Genomic DNA, 16605 nt, shown 5'->3' on the forward strand with positions numbered 1-16605 from the left:
ACCTCGCGGGCCTCCCACACGGAACCCGCTCGGCGGCGGATTCAGTGACAGCTCGTCCCGGCACAGGCCTTCAGTTCGCTCAGCCGCCGATCGAGTCCGGCCACGACATCGGTGTGCGCGGCCCGGCCCTCGGGGGTGTCGATCAGATTGGTCAACTGGTAAGGGTCGACCTCCAAGTCGTAGAGCTCGTACTTGCGGTCCTCGAGGGGTCGCTCACGTTCGTACCAGCGCACATAGAGGTAGCGCTGGTTGCGGACAGCGACCCAGGACGGAATGTCCATGACGTCGGCCGGTGTGTCGGCCGCGAGGATCAGCTCCTGGGCGACGCCGTCCCGGCCGGTGTAACCCGCGCCGCCGTACTCGGCGAGGAAATCCGTCCGCCACGGCGAAATGTCACCACGCAGCACGGGCGTCAGCGAACGACCGTCCATCCGATCCGTCGCACCGATACCGGCCCAATCGAGAATGGTCGGCGCCAGATCGATCGACAGCGCCATGGCCGCGGTGCATCTGTTCGCGATGCCGGGGCCGGCGATCACCAGCGGCACTCGGATGGATTCCTCATACGGCGCCATTTTCTGGTCCAGGCGGTGTGCGCCGAGGCTGTAACCGTTGTCGGAGGTGAAGATCAGGTAGGTGTTGTCGAGTTCACCGGTGTCGGCGAGAGTCGCCACGATGCCGGCCACCATCTCGTCGAGCGCTTTCAGCGAGCCCAGCCGGGCGGTGTAATCGGCATCGTTGGTCGCCTCGATCGCCGCGGCCCTGGCATCGGCGGTGTGAACGAGCCAGCTGGGTTTGTCGGAGACATCGGCTTCCTGGAAGTTCGGCGAGCGCGGCGCGGTGGTGGGCTGGCTTTCGGCGATATGGCGCGGCGCGGGTGGCAGCGGGAAATGTGGCGCGGTGGATGCCGCATACCAGAAGAACGGTTGCCCGGATGCGGCGGAATCGGTGATGAAGCGCCGGGATTTCTCGGCGACGACATCGGTCAGGTAATCCTCCGGTGCTCCACCGTATTGCACAGAGTCGCCGTTCTCGTTGAGGGTGTAGTTGTAGCCCGTGTAGAGGGAGTTGTCGACACCGGCGTTCCAGTCGTCCCAGCCGGGCGGGATATGGCCGGGGGAGTGTTCGAGGCCGTTGAGGTACACGCCCGCCATTCCGGTCCGGTACCCGCTGTCGTGCAGGGCCTTGACGAAGGTGCGGGTCTCGTTGCCCTTGGCGCGGAATGCCTGCAAGCCGCCCGCGGGTCCGGCATTGGTCAGCACTCCGGTGTTGTGCCCGTATTCGCCGGTCAGGATCGACGAGCGGCCCCCGCAGCAGATCGGCAGCGGCGCGAACCCGTGGGTGAATTCGACGCCCCGATCCCGGATCAACGCGGCGGTGTGCGGCATCGCCTGCCATACCGGCGTGGTCAGCGAATCCAGGTCGTCGGCGAGGATCAGCACCACATTGGGCCGGTGATCCTCCTCCGCCGATGCGGCCGAGACGCACATTGTCGATGCCGCTATGGCGACCAGTGAGGCGGTCAGTGCTCGTCGTGCGATACGCAGAGTGAACAACCCGAACTCCTCTGATCTCGACAAAGTCGGCGTGGGGCGCGGTCGCCGCCGAGCCTAGAGGGCGAATGCGGGAAAATCGGTGGTCGGCGGGGGTGTGTCCGGCGATGCTCCGCGACGCGATGGCGCGGTGCGGGTGGTGGCGTTATCGGCTCGAGCCATCCGCGACTCCGCAGGCGGCACGGGGGCGGAAGACCGCAGGTGCCATCACCTGCCCGAGTCCTGATCGGTGTCGCCGAGCCGCGACGGAACTGCACGACCGGCTGGATAGCCGACGGCTGCTAGATTCCGGCAAATGTATTCCAGGACAAGGCACATCGCCGGATTCGGTCTGGCGGTAGCGGTGGGGGCTTTCGTGTCCGGCTGTGCTGAGCCGAGAACGGCCACTCCAGTATCGACAACTACCGCCGCCGCAGCCACCACTACCGATCCGGCCACGGTCGGAGGGTCCCGCATCGGCCCCGGCCCTTACCGCGTCGAGGCGACCGTGATGGTCGGCGAAAACCCCGCAGTGTCGCGATCGATCCCGAGACACACGAGGCCTACGTCGCCCACTATGCGGACTCGACCGCTGACCAGTCGGTATCGGTCATCGACACCCACACCCGTGCCGTCACCGCCACGATTCCGGTGGGTCAGGTATTTCCGGATTCGCCCCAGTCGATCGCGGTCGACCCGGTGACCCACCTCGTCTACCTGGTGTGCGGTAACTCGGCCGGCGAGTTGCTGGTCATCAGCCCGGACAGCCGCACCGTCACCGCGAGGATCGATGTCGGCGGTGACCCGGCCGCACTCGTGGTCGATCCGGTTCGCAGCACCGTCTACGTCGCCAACCAATTCTCCAGAACCGTCACCGCCGTCGACACCGTCACGCGCGCGGTCGTCGCGACGATTCCTGTCGACGGTCATCCCACTGGACTGACGGTCGATCCGAGCACGCATCATCTCTGGGTCGTCAGCGGAGACGACGTCTCGGTCATCGACCCCGAAACTTACACCGTGAGCACCACGATCCGAATCGACGAGGATCCGAAATTCATCGCCATCGACCCGCAACAGCGCACCGCTTACGTGACCCATTACGAAGGAAACTCGGTCTCGCTCATCGATACCGTAAGCCGCACCCGGACAGGCAGCGTCTCGCTAGGAGAACGCGGGCACGCCTTCGCGGCCGTCGTCGATCCGACCGCGCACACCGTGTATTTCACCGGAGGGGTGTTCCAGATCGTGACGATGATCGACACGTTCACCCGCGAGGTCACCGCCGTACGTCTGTCCGGCATCACGCCGTCCACCGAGTACGGCTCGAAAACCTGGGGAGCCGCCGTGGATCCGGCCACCCACCATCTCTACGTGACGAACGAGAACGCAGGCCAGATCGAGGTGATCACTCCTCGCTGACGTGGCACCGCAGCGCGCTGTTGACTGCTGAGGAAGCGCGTGATGCCACCGGCGCGGCACCTGCCGTTTCTCCTGCCGATCAGGAGAAGGCATGGACGGACGAGATCGGACATCCGGCCAAGGTGGGATGCCGACCTCGCCACGATCTCCAGGCGCCCAGACCGATCCCGACCTTTTCCCTGGGCAGCCCGTTCAGTGGCTGTGTGGCTGAATCGCACCGAGAACGCCGCTACCGAGAGGGGAGCCTGCTGGTTCCCCGAGCGCGGCCGCGATCAGATCCTGGCGACCGTCGTAGAGGTGCGCGACGCCGAGTCGGGTCAGCAAGGTGTGGACCCGCTCGGCGTTCCACTGCACCTTCTGGTTTTCCAGGCGGTGCAGATAGTAGCGGAACACGTCGAAGTCTTCGATGATGATGTCGGTCTTCTCCGGATGGGCGTGGGCGTCCAGCGACGGGACGTGCTGGCCGGGTAGCAGCATCACCACGACCAGGCCGTAGACGAAGCATCTCCGATGAGTCACCCGGGCGGCCCAGTTCTTCATCGCCAGGGAGTTCGTGCGGACTTGGCTGATGGGGTCGTGGTCATAGGTGTTGCCGTAGATATCGGCGATCCGGCCGTCGTCCATCAACCAGGGCCCGTTCGGCGGCACGACCAGCGTGCCATGCTGCTGGCTGCGGAATCCCTTGATCTCCACCGCGATGCACCGTTGCCGGGTCCAGATCAGCGCATCGAGTTGGCGGCTACGTCCACGGTGGGGGACGTGGACGTTGAGCAAGACCACTCCGGGCTGAGCGGGGCTCCACCGAACCCATTCGGCGAACCGCGCTTCGGCGGATGACAACTCCGAATCCCGGTTGACCAACAGCAGCACAGCGACCTCCCCACGATCGACCTGACCGAGCTCCTCAGGTCGGTCTCGCTCACCGACATCTCCATCAGTGTCGCACGCAGTGCTGCCGCTCGAAGTGGTTCGCGCACAGCACGTTACGGCTGGCATCGTCGGCCATCGATCAAGACGATGAACAACAGCACCGTCAGATCTCGGGGCCGGTCGATCCCGGCCCTCTTCGGGTCGGCGGTCACGGGAGCGCGCAACAGCAACGCAGCCCTCTCATCAAGAGGATGAATGGCTCACTGGTGGTGCGCCCACGGCGCAGGGTGGACCATGGGCCGTAGGCCGGTAGGTCGGGCGTCCACCTTGTTTACTAGGGTTTATCGTGAAGACAGAGGGATCCTCAGGGGGCAATGTGCTGGAAGCCGATGTAGCTCGAATTCACAGTCTCGCAACCACGTTGAGAACGGCTGGCGACCGCATCGATGAGATCGACGTGCGTACGAGTGCCGACAGTACGGCGGCCGCGCTGCCGGACGGGCTGGGCGGCGGCGGGTCGGGCATCCCCCCTGCGATAGCGCAGGCGGCGGAGTTCGTCGAGGGGGCGTACCTGCGAGCCGCGGAGCGTTACCGGCAGGTGGCGGCCCTGTGCACGCAGTGCGCGGACAAGCTCGAGACCACCGACGAGCAGTTCGCCGGCACCCTCGCGGCACTGGACGTGCACCGTGCTTAAACGGTCGCAGGTAGATGCTTGGAACTTCGCAGCCGTCCGGGACTGGATCAAACGGACGACCGAATCGCGCGCACAGCTCATGGAGCAGGCCGACGGCACACGCAACCATTTCCAGTCGGTCGATTGGCAGGGTGCCGCCTACTTCGCCGCATACGACCGCGTGGCAGAAGACCACGATCAGGTGCGCAAGCTCGCCGGCGAAATCGAGGAATTGGAGCAGGTCGCGACCGAGCGCATAGACGATGTAGAGGCGCACCTGCGAGTAGTGCAGGGGCGGGTCGCCGACGCGCAGGCCCTGGGAATGGTCGTCGACGATGCCTGGAAGGTGATGGACTACGACAACGTCGACGCGGATACCCGCGCAGCACATCAGGATCTGATCAACACGGCGTTCTGGGCATTCGAGGACTCGGTGTCCAAGGCGGCGCAGCGGATCACCGAGCAAGCGGTCGAAATACGGTCCGCCGGTGATCTCCTCGGCTCCAGCCTCGACGTCGCCGATGCCGACACCCAGGCCGCCCGATTCGGCAGTGATGACGGCAAAGCGCTGGCCGACGCGATCGCCGATGGCGACCAAGCCGAAGTCGACCGCATCCTCGCCCAGATGCCGCAGCCCATCCTCAGCCAATACGAAATGGACGCCTTGGCCAACGGCCAGGAAGTCGACACCTTGCCGGCCAGCACCCAGGACTACTACCGATCGTTCTTCCAGCAGGCAGGCAAAGAGGGCATCCTCGGACTCAACGACCATCTCCTCGCGAAGGAGAAGGCCGGCGACCCGCTCGCCGCAGCACAGCGAACCAACCTCGCCAACAGCCTGCTCGCCATCTCGAACGAGAAGGTATCCAGCCCGAACGGCCCGAAGGGGTCCTACCAGAACCTGCCCGCCGACCTGCGTGGCATGATCTCGGGCCGATCCGAGGACTACATCGGCGCCAACGCGAGTCCACCTGAGCTGGCGGACAACTTCAACGATCTGACCGACTTCGGTGAACTGCTCGACCAATCCCACCCGGGCATCGAGCCGGGCAAGGAACTCGGCGTCGAGCTGGGCCGCCAAGCAGCCGACATGGCGGACTATCTCAACGATGTAGACAAGAACATGAACGGCAACCTCCCGCCCGGCTTCGCCGAGGAGGACCGCGACCGCATCGAGTCGGGCGCCGCGTCTCTGCTCGATGTGGCCACTCGCAACGACGATGTCAGCTATTCCCTCATGACGGGCAACGACCTGCCGGACACCCCCGCAGCAGGTCCCGACTACAAGCCTGCCGCGTTCGATCCGGACGAGTTCCGGGAGACCATCTTCCAGCGCGAGTGGTCCGATGACGGCGCGGCCGCGTCCAATCTCCTCGACTGGATCGCCGAGGATGCCGGCAAACCCGGCGAAGAGGGCCTGCGAGCGAACCAAGTACTGGCCCAGCTACCCGACTACTTCGCTCCCACCGAACTCACCGACTCCGGCCTGCGGATCCCCAAAGCTGATGGCGACACGTCGGTGTTCGAGCAGTACGCGCAGTCGTTCAACGAGAATCCGAAGCTGGCCGACTCCCTCGCTCACGTCATGGGGAGCAACATCCCGTCCTATGAGAGCTCGCTGCACGAGGAAAGCGCCGTTCTGCCTGATCCTGACTCCCCTTCCGGGCAACGCGCCGTCCTCGAGGTCACCGACGCCGACCGACTGCTGTTCCTGGCCAGCCAATCCGAAGGCGGACGCCTGCTACTCGAGACAAGCCGCCAGGAGTACGAGGGCGATCTGATCGCACGCGCTTTGGCTGACGAAAGCGGCGACCCGCGGCGGATTCTGGAAACTCAGGGAAACAACCTCGCCCAGCTGGACGGGCGCATCACGAACGCCGTCACCAATGCCCTGACCTACCAGCAGGAACAGGAACTCGGCGAGCAGAACACCGCACAGCAGGAAGCCTTCGAAAACCGCCAGCAGGCGGCCGATATCGTCAAATCGCTAACACTTGACAACATCGAGATCCCCGGCAAGGGTGGCGTCGGAATGATAGGCAATTCACTGTTCGAGGTGGTCAAAGAGCAAGGTTACGAAGCGGCCGTGAACAAATGGAATCCGGAGCCTGAGAAGGAGACGCTGCCCTACCCGTCGTCAGCGGAAATCGAGAGGCAGGCGAACAATGCGATTCGCCAGCAGGTCATCACGGAAATGTTTCGACAGGGACAACTTCCTGAATACGGGTACGACGGCAACGGCAATCGTGTTCCTTTCATCGGCTCCGATGGTCAACCATTGCCCGTCACGTCTAATTCGGCATCGGAAGATGCCCTGAACAATCTTTTTCTCGACAGTGGATTTCTCGACTTCGTGTCGGATTACAGGCTCAGTCACAAAGACTCCGTACTGAGTGGGCTGTCGCAAGAAGAGGATGATCTGACCCGGTTCCTCAGGGGAAAGGCCGAATGAATTGCGTAGACATGCAATGGTCGCTTCGCTCGGCATCATTCTGACCGTGATATCGGGCGCATGCGCGGATCCAAGTAACCTCGGTCGTGGATCTGGCGTCGAACCATCCTTTCTGCGCGCGCCGTTCAACCTGTGCGACGACGTCACCGCAGACTTCTATGCGAAGTATGGTTTCGATTATCCGCCGAGACCATCGCGCGCGGCATTCGTTGTAGGGCCGAACAAGGGTAGTGGCTGCTCGTTCAACGCTGATAGGCTGTACAGTCTTACTGTCGCGATGACCGATGATCCGGTCGGCCTGGGGGTGGCATCTGAGTACAACAAACTTGTTTACGAGAATTATGTAATCGGTGACATGCCGGCAGAAATTGCCCGTGCGCAGAGCAAGTCGAGTGCACGCGGGAGTTATATCGGAAGCGCATCTTGCGAAATCAACGTCGAGTTACCGGACCGCATGGTCACCTTTTATTTCTCGAACTCAGGATTTCTTCAAGATGCGCCCGAACCGTGCGATAAGTTGACAGAAATAGCCACGGATGTCGTTATGATGATCCAGTCGAAGAGGTGAGCCACCACGCTGTAACAGTGCCGTCGAGACCTTTCGCAGAAGAAGGATGATTTGTCGCGACCGAAGGGGAAGGTGCTGAAGTGCGAATTAAGTCGGCGGCAACGGTTGCGCTGAGCGTTGTTGTTGCGTTATTGCCGAGCGCGTGCAACAGCGCAGCCGACCGTAGGACGGAAACGCCCCGAAACGGTATTCCTGCTTCGTTCGATCCATGTAAAGATGTCACGCCGGAATTCATCGCAAAGTACGGGTTCGATACCCCACTCACCCCCTTCGGACCCGCAGCTGTTATCGGACCCCACGAGGGAAAGGGGTGTCGATTCGATGTGGACAAAGGTTTCAACATGAGTATTGCGGTTGCGGACGCTGAGCTCGGTGACGCCACGAAATACGACAAGTTGGTGTACAGGAATATCGTAGTCGGCGGCAAGTCGGCAGAAGTCGCATACCCGCAGGATCAGTCGGATTCAGGCGACGCCTATGTCAGCAGCGAATCTTGTGAGCTAAACGTCGAGATACCCGACGGCCTACTGACCTTCTTTCTGTCCAGCTTCGACGTGTCCCGTGATGCGCCGGAGCCATGCGATCTACTGGTTGAAATAGCCACCGAAGTGGTCACGATGCTACCGGGCGGGTGATACTCTTCAACCTCTCCATCACCAGCGCCGCCGAAGTCAGTCGGTGAGCCGCGCAGGGTGGGCAAGTCGCCGTTCCGGGCCGTTCAGCAGTAGGTGCGGATTTGACGCACAGACGTGTTCATCGGCATCCTCCTGCTGCAGTCGGAATGATGAGAAGGATAAGAATGCCGAACGACTGGCAACCTGTTCCCGCCAACCGGTGGTGACGGCCTCGATCAGCCAGCGGGCCCGTTTGCCGGTGATCCGCGCCGCCCCCGGCTCGACACCACCCATATCGAGGTCAAGCTTCTGCTGCCCGGCCAGCAGTCTGGCCCGGGCGGTCTCGACCAACGCAGCCAGCTCGGCGTCGGTGTGAGCGGACCCCACGTGCTCGAGGATCTTGTTGCGGCGCCCGTTCTTCTCCGCGATCTGCACCGCTGTCGCCCCGGATGCGGTCCTCACCTTGCGAATGAACGCCACGACCGGCGATCCTACCGGCCGATTAGTGACCCACATGCACGATCGGAAACCCCGCTACCAGCGACGATCACCCACCAATCGCCCGATGGCCGATTCACTTGTGCAACTCAGGTCCGATAGGGGTTGACCTCAATTATTGTTGAGGTTTCATGATGATTCCACGCGAACTTCGCAACCACAGGAGATCATCATGAGCGCCACGACCACTATCACCGCACGCATCCCCGCACTGAGCCGTCCCGTCGCCCTCTTCGGTGCGATCGGTGCCGCGCTGACGACCAACCTCGTCGTCTGGCTGATCGGCGCGGCCGCCGGTGGCACGTTCGAAATGACCGACGCGGGGCAGGTGCAAAGTGTCGCCCCTGGCGGAATCATCATGTTGACCGTGGTTCCGATGCTGGTCGGCCTCGGTGCGGCCGTGCTGCTGTCCTACAAATGGATCGGCGTGCTGCGTGTCGCCGCGGTGATCGGCTCGGTGCTCGCCGTCGTCACCATCGCCATGACCGTGAGTGCCGACTTCGACACCGCATCCACGATCGCGCTGTCGATCACGCACCTGACGCTGGTTCCCGCTCTCGTCGTCGCCACCGAGGGGCTGCGCCGCAAGCTGCTCGAAGGGTGACGCCCACGGCAACTCTGGTCAGTGACTCAGCCACCCGGCAAAGCGCCGGGACAGCAACGGCATGATCACCCAGACCATCGCTGCCACCGCGATGGGCATGATGCAAGCCAGCCGCAGCGGGGTCGGCAGCGGGGCCAGCAGCGGAGCGGTGACCATGACCAGCGCGGTGAGCAGCGGATAGAGCCCGACCATGGTGAGCAACCAGAACTTCCATTTCGCCGGATGGCCAGCGGCGCTTCCCGCGTCGGCGACAACGACGTCGGTATGTGCGGATGGCTCCCCGAGCGCCGCCTCGATCGTCGCAATTTCCCTGGTATCAATCACTTCTGGCTCCTGCGTAGGTCCATTGTCGTAGAGAGGACGAAGCAGACCGTGCGTTTGTGACAATGGCCGATGTCATGCAGCGCCGCACGAAAATTCGGGTGCGCGGCGACAAAGGCGAAGCGCTCGGCGTAGATCGGGCGGGAAACGGCCGGCTCATCACTCGGCACACGCTCGTGGCCGGGCGATGTCCGACAAAGGCACGGCCGTGCGTGGTTCGAGTTGGCTCGTCCATCGGGTGATGTGGCAGCACGCGGCGGGTATACAGCCGAATTCGTCGGCGACCACCGGCCTGGGTCTCCGGTCACCTCGCACGTCGTCGGTCAACTGCCGCACCGCACGGCCATCTCGCTCGGAAGTGGACGCCGGGGCATCTACATCGGCGCGCGCTTCGAACGCACTGTGTCCGATCCGCTCGAGGCACGCGTTCTCGGCCGGGCCCCTGCTGTTCGGACTCCGACATCGAATCAGCAGGAGGAGACGATCGTGGGCTATCACCTCAGCGGCCGAACCGTCGCGCTGACCGGTTCCACCGGTGGACTCGGTTCGGCGCTGGCCCGGGCGCTGCTCGACAGGGGCGCGCGCCTGGCGCTGTTCGATCTCGACGCCGAGTTCGTCACCGCGCAGGCAGGCGACCTCGGCCCGGCCGCCGTTGCCGCCGGGTGGGCCGCCGATGTCGGGGACTTCGACAGCGTGCGGACCGCGATGGACGCCGCCGCAGAGCATTTCGGTCGCATCGATGTGGTGGTGGCGAACGCGGGGATCGGTGCGGTGGCCCCGCTGGCGACGCTGGATCCCGAGGTCGCCACCCGGGTGGTCGACATCAATCTCAACGGTGTGTGGCGCACCTTCCGTGCCGGACTCCCGTACGTCACCGAACGGCGGGGCTATCTGCTGGCGATATCGTCCATGGCCGCTTTCGTGCACTCGCCACTCAACGGCCCCTATACCGCGAGCAAGGCCGGAGTATGGGCACTGTGCGACTCCACCCGGCTGGAAGTGCGCCATCTCGGCGTCGGCGTCGGCAGCGCCCACCCGACATTCTTCGCCACACCCATGATGGACCGCATCCACGCCGATCCGGCCGGTCGCACTCTGTGGGCGGGAAACGAACGCGGGCTGTGGAAGATGGTGCCGCTCGAGCGCGTCGTCCGTGACCTCGTCAGCGGCATCGAACACCGCTCCGAGTTCATCGTGATTCCCAGGCGCAATGCGCTTTTCGCCCGTATCCCCGGCATCGTCCGGCCGGTGATCGACCGGATCGGATTCCCGGGCCGCACCGTCGTCGACGCGATCGAGCGGGCCTCCGCGTCGGGCTGGAACGACTGAATCGCCCCGGCGGCTCGAGCGCCGCATACGGGCCGAGCGCGTCATCCACCTGGACCGACGCCTTCCCCGGCGGCCCGGCCGCGCCGCAGCGCGCGGGGCAGCGTCACGGCCACCGCGACGGTGGCGACGAGCCCGCCGACGCCCGCGATGACGAGGGTGACGGGCGCCGAGGTGGCGTCGAGCAGCAGCCCGCCGCCCACATAGGACAGTCCGGCGGCCACACCGACCGCACCGTACAGGTTGCCGAAGACCCGGCCCAGCATCCGGGCCGGGACAGTGCGTTGGAGCAGCGTGTTGGTCGCCACGTCCATCGCCGCGATCCCGATGCCGCGTACCGCCTGCAGGGCGAAGGCCGCGGCGACCGCCCACGCCAGGCCGGTCAGCAGGTTGCCCAGGCTGCTCACCCCGAACCCGAGGAGCAGCAGGACAACCGTCGAACCGCGCATGCCGTAGCGCGCGAGCAACGCATAGCCGACCACCAGTCCGATTCCGACCGCACTCAACAGCAGCCCGACGGCCGAGTCACCCGCGTTCAAGGTGCCTTTGGCCAGCAGCACCAGCGCCACGTCATCGATCCCGTTGAAAGCCACCACGACGCAAAAGCCCAGCGCAATCACCCGGACCGCCGCGACCGACCGGATGTAGCCCATGCCCTCCTTCGCGTCGGTCAGCAGAGAGGTGGACTCGCGCTCCTCGCGGACCGGGGGCACCGGCCGCAGTCCGAGCAGGATGAGCGCGGAAAACCCGTAGGCCGCCGCCGCCCCGACGAGCACGCCCTGGAGCCCGAGGAACGGCAACAGCGCGGCGGCCAGCAGCGGGCCGACGGCCTCGGCCCCGGTGGCGCCGAACCCGATGCTGGAATTCGCCGACTCCAGGTCACGTCCGCGCACCAGGGCGGGCACCGCCGCACGCGAGGCCGGCATGAACACCTGGCCGCCCGCCGCCCGCGCGGCCACCAAGACCAGCAGCAGCGGGAACTGTGGCATCGACAGGGCGATCATCAGCAGCGTGGCGCACTGAACCAGTTCGCAGACGATCATCACCCGCCTGAGGTCGAAGCGGTCACTGATCGCCCCGGTGATCGGCCCGAGCAGGGCCGGGATGAAGTCCCCGACCAACAGCAGGACCGCGACCGCTATCGCCTGACCGGTGGAGTCGGCGACGAACAGCATCAGCGCGACCAGGCTGACCGCCTCGCCCGCGTAGGACACCGTCCGTGAGAGGAAGAGCGTGCGGAAAGGCGCGTTCGCCGCGAGGAGGCGCAATCCTCCCGTCCGCTTCTCCTTCGACTGCGAACCGGCATCCGGGGTCGCCATGCGCTCTTCTCTCATCGCCTGCGTCCGTGGTGAACGCGTGCGATCGTTTCACGGGCGAATGCCGGTTTGCGACACCTTTTCCGGCGCCCACCCCGCTTCCCGTCGCGGCCATCGCCCACCGCCAGGACTGCTGCGTCGACCCGTATCCGGGTGGTGTCTCAGCTTCGGGTGCCCGCCCTCCTGGAACGGCTCGGACAGGCAGGGCCGCGCAGACGAGGGTCGCGCCGCACAGCGCCACCGCTGCGACGGTGCCGATGTTCAGGTCCTGCGCGAGGACGAACAGGGCGAGCGTCGAGGCGATGATCACGAGGACCCGGCCGGTGGTTCCTCCGGCAACACGTCAGGGAAATGGACGCCCGCGATCTGGCTTGTCCTGATCGGGAACCGACATCGCACGGACAGGAGCTGCGGGTGCGGGTCGAAGCCGCGTGGCCGCGGCCACGAGCGGGCTGAGCGTGGCGGTGGCCACGGCGCCGAGTGTGGTGTTGGTGGCCAGGATCAGCCGGACAGTTTTCATAGCCGCGGACAGGACCTCGCCGCCGCGTCGGCGCATCTGCGCTTCGTAGCGTCCGATCGCGTCGGTAATGGTCGTGGTGCCGTCGGAGAGGGAGTCGAGCTGGGTGAGGAGGTCGGCCGCGTCTTGTATGGCCGCGCCGGCGCCCATGCCCGCGGTGGGTGGTGTGGCGTGCACGGCGTCACCGAGAGCGGTGATGCGGCCTGCGGCCCACGGTGCGAGGTCGGTGGCCCGGGTCGAGGCGGCGTTGAACCGGAACGCGGCCACGCTGGCGGGATCGGCGCGGGCGATGACTTCCAACGTGTGGTCGGCCCAGTTACGGTCACGGAACCGGTCGAGCAGAGCGGTTTGCAGCGCGCCGCCGCGCAGTTCGCGCAGGGAGTCGATGTGGGCGGACTCGGGGAACATCGCCCCCCAGATGTAGGTCGGGCCCGTCGTGATCGACATGCTCAGCTCGGGGGCATCGAGCGCGGCGTTGCCGACCGGGTCGAGGAATCCGACGTAGAGCGCGGCGCCTCGTGGTCCGATGCCCGTCGTCGAGCGGGTCCCGAGCCGCCGCTGCTCGGCGATGCCGAGGTCGGCGCGCCGGGTGCGGCCGGAGAATCCGATGATGCCGGTCGGGTGGTTGGTCGGGCCTGCCGCCAGGTGGCGGCCGACGACCGAGTGGGTTCCGTCGGCGCCGACCACCAGGTCCGCGGTGACCGACGTGCCGTCGATGAACATGACCTGCGGCATCCCACGTTCGTCGGCGCCGACGTCCGACACGGCCCGTCCGAGACGCAGATCACCGCCGACGGCCTCCGCCAGCAGCGTGCGCAGCGTGATGCGGTCGACATCGATGCTCGCGCTGCCGGACAGGTCCGGACCATATCCGAGCACACGGCCGCGGTAGTCCCAGAACATGTCCCGGTCGCGCAGGCGCAGTGCCGATCCCGAGGCCAGCAGTCGACGCATGATTTCCGGTGCCACCAGCCGCCCGAGCGCCGACTGGGCTCGCTCGTCGAGGGTGATGTGGTAACCGCCGGTCGCGGCGACGTCGGTGTCGCGGTCGAACACCGCCACCTCGTAGCCGCCTCGGCGCAATCCCGCACCCAATGCGAGCCCGCCGATCCCTCCTCCCACCACGACAACACGCATGCTCAACCGCCTTTCCACCGTCGAACGATTCAATCGCTGTCGACGTAGACGGTGTCAGCAGTAGTGGACACCGGATGGCCACTACTGCTGACACGATGATGCGATGGCCAGTACGTCACACCGGGCGCTGCGGCTACTGTCCCTGCTCGGCTCACGCGGGACATGGCAGCTGCGGGATCTCGCCGCCCGACTCACGGTCAGCGAACGCACCGTGCGACGCGACCTGGACACCTTGCGCGAACTCGGATACCCAGTCCTGACCGTCCGAGGCCCGGACGGCGGCTACCGGCTCGGCACCGGACACACCCTGCCGCCCCTGCTGCTCGACCACGACCAAGCACTCGCGATCGCCATCGCGCTGCAAACCGCACCCAGCTCCGTCTTCGGCCTGCAGGACGACACCGCCAGGGCACTGGCCACCTTGCAGCAAGCCATACCCGACACGCTTCGAGCCACCATGGAATCCCTACGCCTGACCAGGCTGCACAACTACTGGGAGTTCCCCGCACCCCCGATCGACCCCACCGCGCTCACCGCCGTCGGCACCGCCGTGCGGCTCCGCCATATCCTCATCACCGAAGTTCTCCGCCCCGACGGGACACGCCCGTCCCCCGGCGAGCCGGACTTCGCAGCAGCTCACCGGCTCGAGCCCCACCATCTCGTGGTGTGGGCCGGACGGTGGTACCTCATCGCCTACGACCTCGCAGACCACCACTGGCGAGTACACCGGGTGGACCGGCTGCACCCGCGGCCCACCACCCACGGCTTCGCCCCCCGCGAACTCCCCGGCGGCGACCTCGCGCACTTCGTCATGAGCAGCCACGACCGCGGCGACACCCTCGCAGCCTGGCAATGCATCGGCAGCGCACGCCTGAACCTGTCTGCTCACATCGTTGCCCGCTGGGCACCCGGCGGCTCCGTCGTCGAACACCTCGACACCGACCACTGCCGCCTGACCCTCGGCGCCTGGTCCTGGGCCGGTATCGCCGGAATCCTCGCCACCTTCGACACCGACCTCACCGACCTGCATCCACCCGAACTCCTGCACGCCTGCCAACGCCTCGCGCACCGCTACGCCGGCATTCAGACCGCAGAACTCACCATTGGACAACCGATTGCCGAACGCTCGCCGGCCCACGTCATCGACGCCGACAGGCGCCGTGTCAGCCTCACTCGGCGCAAGACGGCGAGTCCATCCGCGCCATCGCCCACGACGGGAGCGGATTCGTTGGCTGAGACGAACGTTTCGAACGCGTGCCCCTACCCGGAGGTGTACGGAGGCAACGAGTAGGCGCCTGGTTCGACCTCGGCGACCGCGGTGCGTTCGCGCAGCTCGCCGCGCAGCGCGGCGATCTGCGCGGTGAGTTCCGCGACCTGAGCTCGGGTGGCCGATTGACTCGCCTCGTCTTCCTCGGCGACCCGCTGGACGATCCATGACGCCAGGGTCGCCGTCACCACGCCGAGGAGCGCGATCCCGCCGACCATCAACATGGCCGCGATGACACGGCCGGTGCCGGTGACCGGCGAATAATCCCCGTAGCCGACTGTGGTGACCGTGGTCGCGGACCACCACAGCGCGTCGGGGAAGGTCGTGATCGTCGCGTCAGCCGCGTCGCGCTCGGTTTCGAGCATCGCCAACGACGCGACGAAGAGCAGCAGCACAGTCGCCCCTGCCGTATAGACGATGACCCGCCCGCGGAGTGCGACACCGACCGATCGCTGGAGGACATTCAGCATGGTCAGCAGCCGAAGCAGGCGCAATGGTCGCAGCATCGGAAGGACAACGATCGCGAATTCGTGGAGATGTCGGAAGAACCACCGCCAGCGCGACTTCGCCAGATACCACCGGACCGCGTAGTCGACGGCGAAAGCCAGCCACATGGCCCACAGCAGCACCTCGCCGAGGTGTGCCGCCGGGCCGGTGGGTTGGGCGAGAACTATCCAGGTGTAGACCCCCAGGAAGGCGACAGCCGCCGCGGTCAGCGGCCATTCGGTCAGCTGCTTCCAGCGTTCTTCGTTCATGCCATGCTCTTCCTGGTGGACGCCGCCGCTGTCGCGGTGGAGTTCGCACTTTGACGTCCTCCCGGCCCTGAAGGGACCGAGACTTTTCCTGCGGCACGATGTGCCGCTCCGGTGAGTTCCTGTTTCACCGGGACTTGCCTTCCGCTAAGCGGCAGGACTTACGGCCCCTCCGCAGGCGTTTCGACTCTCGGCCCGTCCGGCCGCGAGTATATTCAAGGACGCATTCACGTCCCGATCATGGGTCACGCCGCACACACATGTCCATTCCCGGACGTGCAGCGGCGTCTTGTCCCCGATCACCCCGCAGTGCGAGCACATGCGGGTCGAGGGCGCGCGAGCCAGCGTAGCTGGCCGGCGTGGGGTAAACGCGGTAACTGTACCGAAGCTGCACCCCCCGGACCTTACCATTTGAACGGTCCGATCCTGTTGATCAACAGCATTATTCACGTTTAGCTACAAGGCACGCTCGGGTCTTGGCGGCCCTCCCGCGTGGGCCTTCACCACCGCCCTGAAGGACGGCATATCAGCCCACATTCCGGTAGCCGGAAGATCACGACGGAGGACGACTCCGGCCCCGCCCCGCGAGAAGCGGCATCGATCACGTCGACCTTTTCGGGGCCGCGGAGAGATCGCCATCGGCTTCGATCTGCTCGCGCAGGATGTCACCGTGGCCGGCATGCCGGGCGAATTCGGCGGCCATGAACATATAGATCGTCGTGCGGGTCGGTGTGGT

Annotated in this window: 16 protein-coding genes and 1 pseudogene; 8 read left to right on the forward strand and 9 right to left on the reverse strand. The window is 65.6% G+C overall.

Annotated elements, in window-relative coordinates:
• Window positions 1-41: 41 nt before the first annotated feature.
• Complete coding sequence (locus IU449_RS03630; RefSeq protein ID WP_228803671.1) at window positions 42-1556, reverse strand: sulfatase-like hydrolase/transferase; 1515 nt, start codon at window positions 1554-1556, stop codon at window positions 42-44.
• Window positions 1557-2072: 516 nt separating this feature from the next.
• On the opposite strand from IU449_RS03630, the gene IU449_RS03640 reads away from it, so the two are divergent.
• A complete protein-coding gene (locus IU449_RS03640; RefSeq protein ID WP_416382149.1) occupies window positions 2073-2954 on the forward strand; it encodes a hypothetical protein in 882 nt (293 codons plus the stop codon).
• A 192-nt stretch (window positions 2955-3146) separates the two neighbouring features.
• On the opposite strand, the gene IU449_RS03645 is transcribed toward IU449_RS03640, so the two are convergent.
• Entirely contained in the window at window positions 3147-3824 is a 678-nt protein-coding gene (locus tag IU449_RS03645) for a nuclease-related domain-containing protein (protein ID WP_195000530.1), read from the reverse strand.
• 457 nt (window positions 3825-4281) lie between these two features.
• Here IU449_RS03645 and IU449_RS03650 point away from each other — a divergent pair, with 457 nt between their 5' ends.
• The 4 genes from IU449_RS03650 (at window position 4282) to IU449_RS03665 (ending at window position 8152) form a co-directional block, all read left to right on the forward strand.
• The gene (locus IU449_RS03650; RefSeq protein WP_195000531.1) at window positions 4282-4518 is read left to right on the forward strand and encodes a hypothetical protein; all 237 of its coding nucleotides are present in this window, start codon (window positions 4282-4284) and stop codon (window positions 4516-4518) included.
• Window positions 4519-4597: 79 nt separating this feature from the next.
• On the forward strand, window positions 4598-6949 hold the full coding sequence (locus IU449_RS03655) for a hypothetical protein (protein ID WP_228803673.1): 2352 nt from the start codon (window positions 4598-4600) through the stop codon (window positions 6947-6949).
• A 16-nt stretch (window positions 6950-6965) separates the two neighbouring features.
• On the forward strand, window positions 6966-7517 hold the full coding sequence (locus tag IU449_RS03660) for a DUF3558 family protein (protein ID WP_195000533.1): 552 nt from the start codon (window positions 6966-6968) through the stop codon (window positions 7515-7517).
• 80 nt (window positions 7518-7597) lie between these two features.
• A complete protein-coding gene (locus IU449_RS03665) occupies window positions 7598-8152 on the forward strand; it encodes a DUF3558 domain-containing protein (RefSeq protein ID WP_195000534.1) in 555 nt (184 codons plus the stop codon).
• A gap of 36 nt (window positions 8153-8188) precedes the next feature.
• On the opposite strand, the gene IU449_RS03670 is transcribed toward IU449_RS03665, so the two are convergent.
• Window positions 8189-8611 (reverse strand): hypothetical protein, encoded by a 423-nt coding sequence (locus tag IU449_RS03670; protein WP_195000535.1) that lies wholly within the window; start codon window positions 8609-8611, stop codon window positions 8189-8191.
• 190 nt (window positions 8612-8801) lie between these two features.
• Here IU449_RS03670 and IU449_RS03675 point away from each other — a divergent pair, with 190 nt between their 5' ends.
• Window positions 8802-9233, forward strand: coding sequence for a DUF6069 family protein (locus tag IU449_RS03675; protein WP_195000536.1), 432 nt, complete (start codon window positions 8802-8804; stop codon window positions 9231-9233).
• An 18-nt stretch (window positions 9234-9251) separates the two neighbouring features.
• Here IU449_RS03675 and IU449_RS03680 read toward each other — a convergent pair whose 3' ends face one another.
• Complete coding sequence (locus tag IU449_RS03680; protein WP_195000537.1) at window positions 9252-9557, reverse strand: hypothetical protein; 306 nt, start codon at window positions 9555-9557, stop codon at window positions 9252-9254.
• 483 nt (window positions 9558-10040) lie between these two features.
• Between IU449_RS03680 and IU449_RS03685 the strand changes: the two genes are divergently transcribed.
• Entirely contained in the window at window positions 10041-10883 is an 843-nt protein-coding gene (locus IU449_RS03685; RefSeq protein WP_324188072.1) for an SDR family NAD(P)-dependent oxidoreductase, read from the forward strand.
• A gap of 41 nt (window positions 10884-10924) precedes the next feature.
• On the opposite strand, the gene IU449_RS03690 is transcribed toward IU449_RS03685, so the two are convergent.
• Together IU449_RS03690 and IU449_RS03695 are read right to left on the reverse strand one after the other, a co-directional pair.
• On the reverse strand, window positions 10925-12199 hold the full coding sequence (locus IU449_RS03690) for an MFS transporter (protein WP_195000538.1): 1275 nt from the start codon (window positions 12197-12199) through the stop codon (window positions 10925-10927).
• 340 nt (window positions 12200-12539) lie between these two features.
• Window positions 12540-13850, reverse strand: coding sequence for an FAD-dependent oxidoreductase (locus tag IU449_RS03695; protein WP_195000539.1), 1311 nt, complete (start codon window positions 13848-13850; stop codon window positions 12540-12542).
• A gap of 103 nt (window positions 13851-13953) precedes the next feature.
• On the opposite strand from IU449_RS03695, the gene IU449_RS03700 reads away from it, so the two are divergent.
• Window positions 13954-15141, forward strand: a complete 1188-nt coding sequence (locus tag IU449_RS03700; RefSeq protein WP_195000540.1) for a helix-turn-helix transcriptional regulator — start codon at window positions 13954-13956, stop codon at window positions 15139-15141.
• Here IU449_RS03700 and IU449_RS03705 read toward each other — a convergent pair.
• The 3 genes and pseudogenes from IU449_RS03705 to IU449_RS03715 form a co-directional block, all read right to left on the reverse strand.
• Window positions 15111-15872, reverse strand: coding sequence for a potassium channel family protein (locus IU449_RS03705; RefSeq protein WP_195000541.1), 762 nt, complete (start codon window positions 15870-15872; stop codon window positions 15111-15113). The two genes, IU449_RS03700 and IU449_RS03705, sit on opposite strands and share 31 nt — an antisense overlap.
• 144 nt (window positions 15873-16016) lie before the next feature.
• Entirely contained in the window at window positions 16017-16280 is a 264-nt protein-coding gene (locus IU449_RS03710; protein ID WP_416382150.1) for a zinc ribbon domain-containing protein, read from the reverse strand.
• 190 nt (window positions 16281-16470) lie between these two features.
• Window positions 16471-16605 (reverse strand): annotated as a pseudogene (locus tag IU449_RS03715) (DUF664 domain-containing protein); the annotation flags it as partial.

Source organism: Nocardia higoensis (genome assembly GCF_015477835.1).
Taxonomy (GTDB): Bacteria; Actinomycetota; Actinomycetes; order Mycobacteriales; family Mycobacteriaceae; genus Nocardia; species Nocardia higoensis_A.

Coding starts and splice junctions, on each gene's coding strand:
- IU449_RS03695 (WP_195000539.1), bottom strand. CDS start 13,850: ATGCGTGTTGTCGTGGTGGGAGGAGGGATCGGCGGGCTCGCATTGGGT.
- IU449_RS03660 (WP_195000533.1), top strand. CDS start 6,966: ATGGTCGCTTCGCTCGGCATCATTCTGACCGTGATATCGGGCGCATGC.
- IU449_RS03700 (WP_195000540.1), top strand. CDS start 13,954: ATGGCCAGTACGTCACACCGGGCGCTGCGGCTACTGTCCCTGCTCGGC.
- IU449_RS03655 (WP_228803673.1), top strand. CDS start 4,598: ATGGAGCAGGCCGACGGCACACGCAACCATTTCCAGTCGGTCGATTGG.
- IU449_RS03690 (WP_195000538.1), bottom strand. CDS start 12,199: ATGGCGACCCCGGATGCCGGTTCGCAGTCGAAGGAGAAGCGGACGGGA.
- IU449_RS03705 (WP_195000541.1), bottom strand. CDS start 15,872: ATGAACGAAGAACGCTGGAAGCAGCTGACCGAATGGCCGCTGACCGCG.
- IU449_RS03675 (WP_195000536.1), top strand. CDS start 8,802: ATGAGCGCCACGACCACTATCACCGCACGCATCCCCGCACTGAGCCGT.
- IU449_RS03710 (WP_416382150.1), bottom strand. CDS start 16,280: ATGGTAAGGTCCGGGGGGTGCAGCTTCGGTACAGTTACCGCGTTTACC.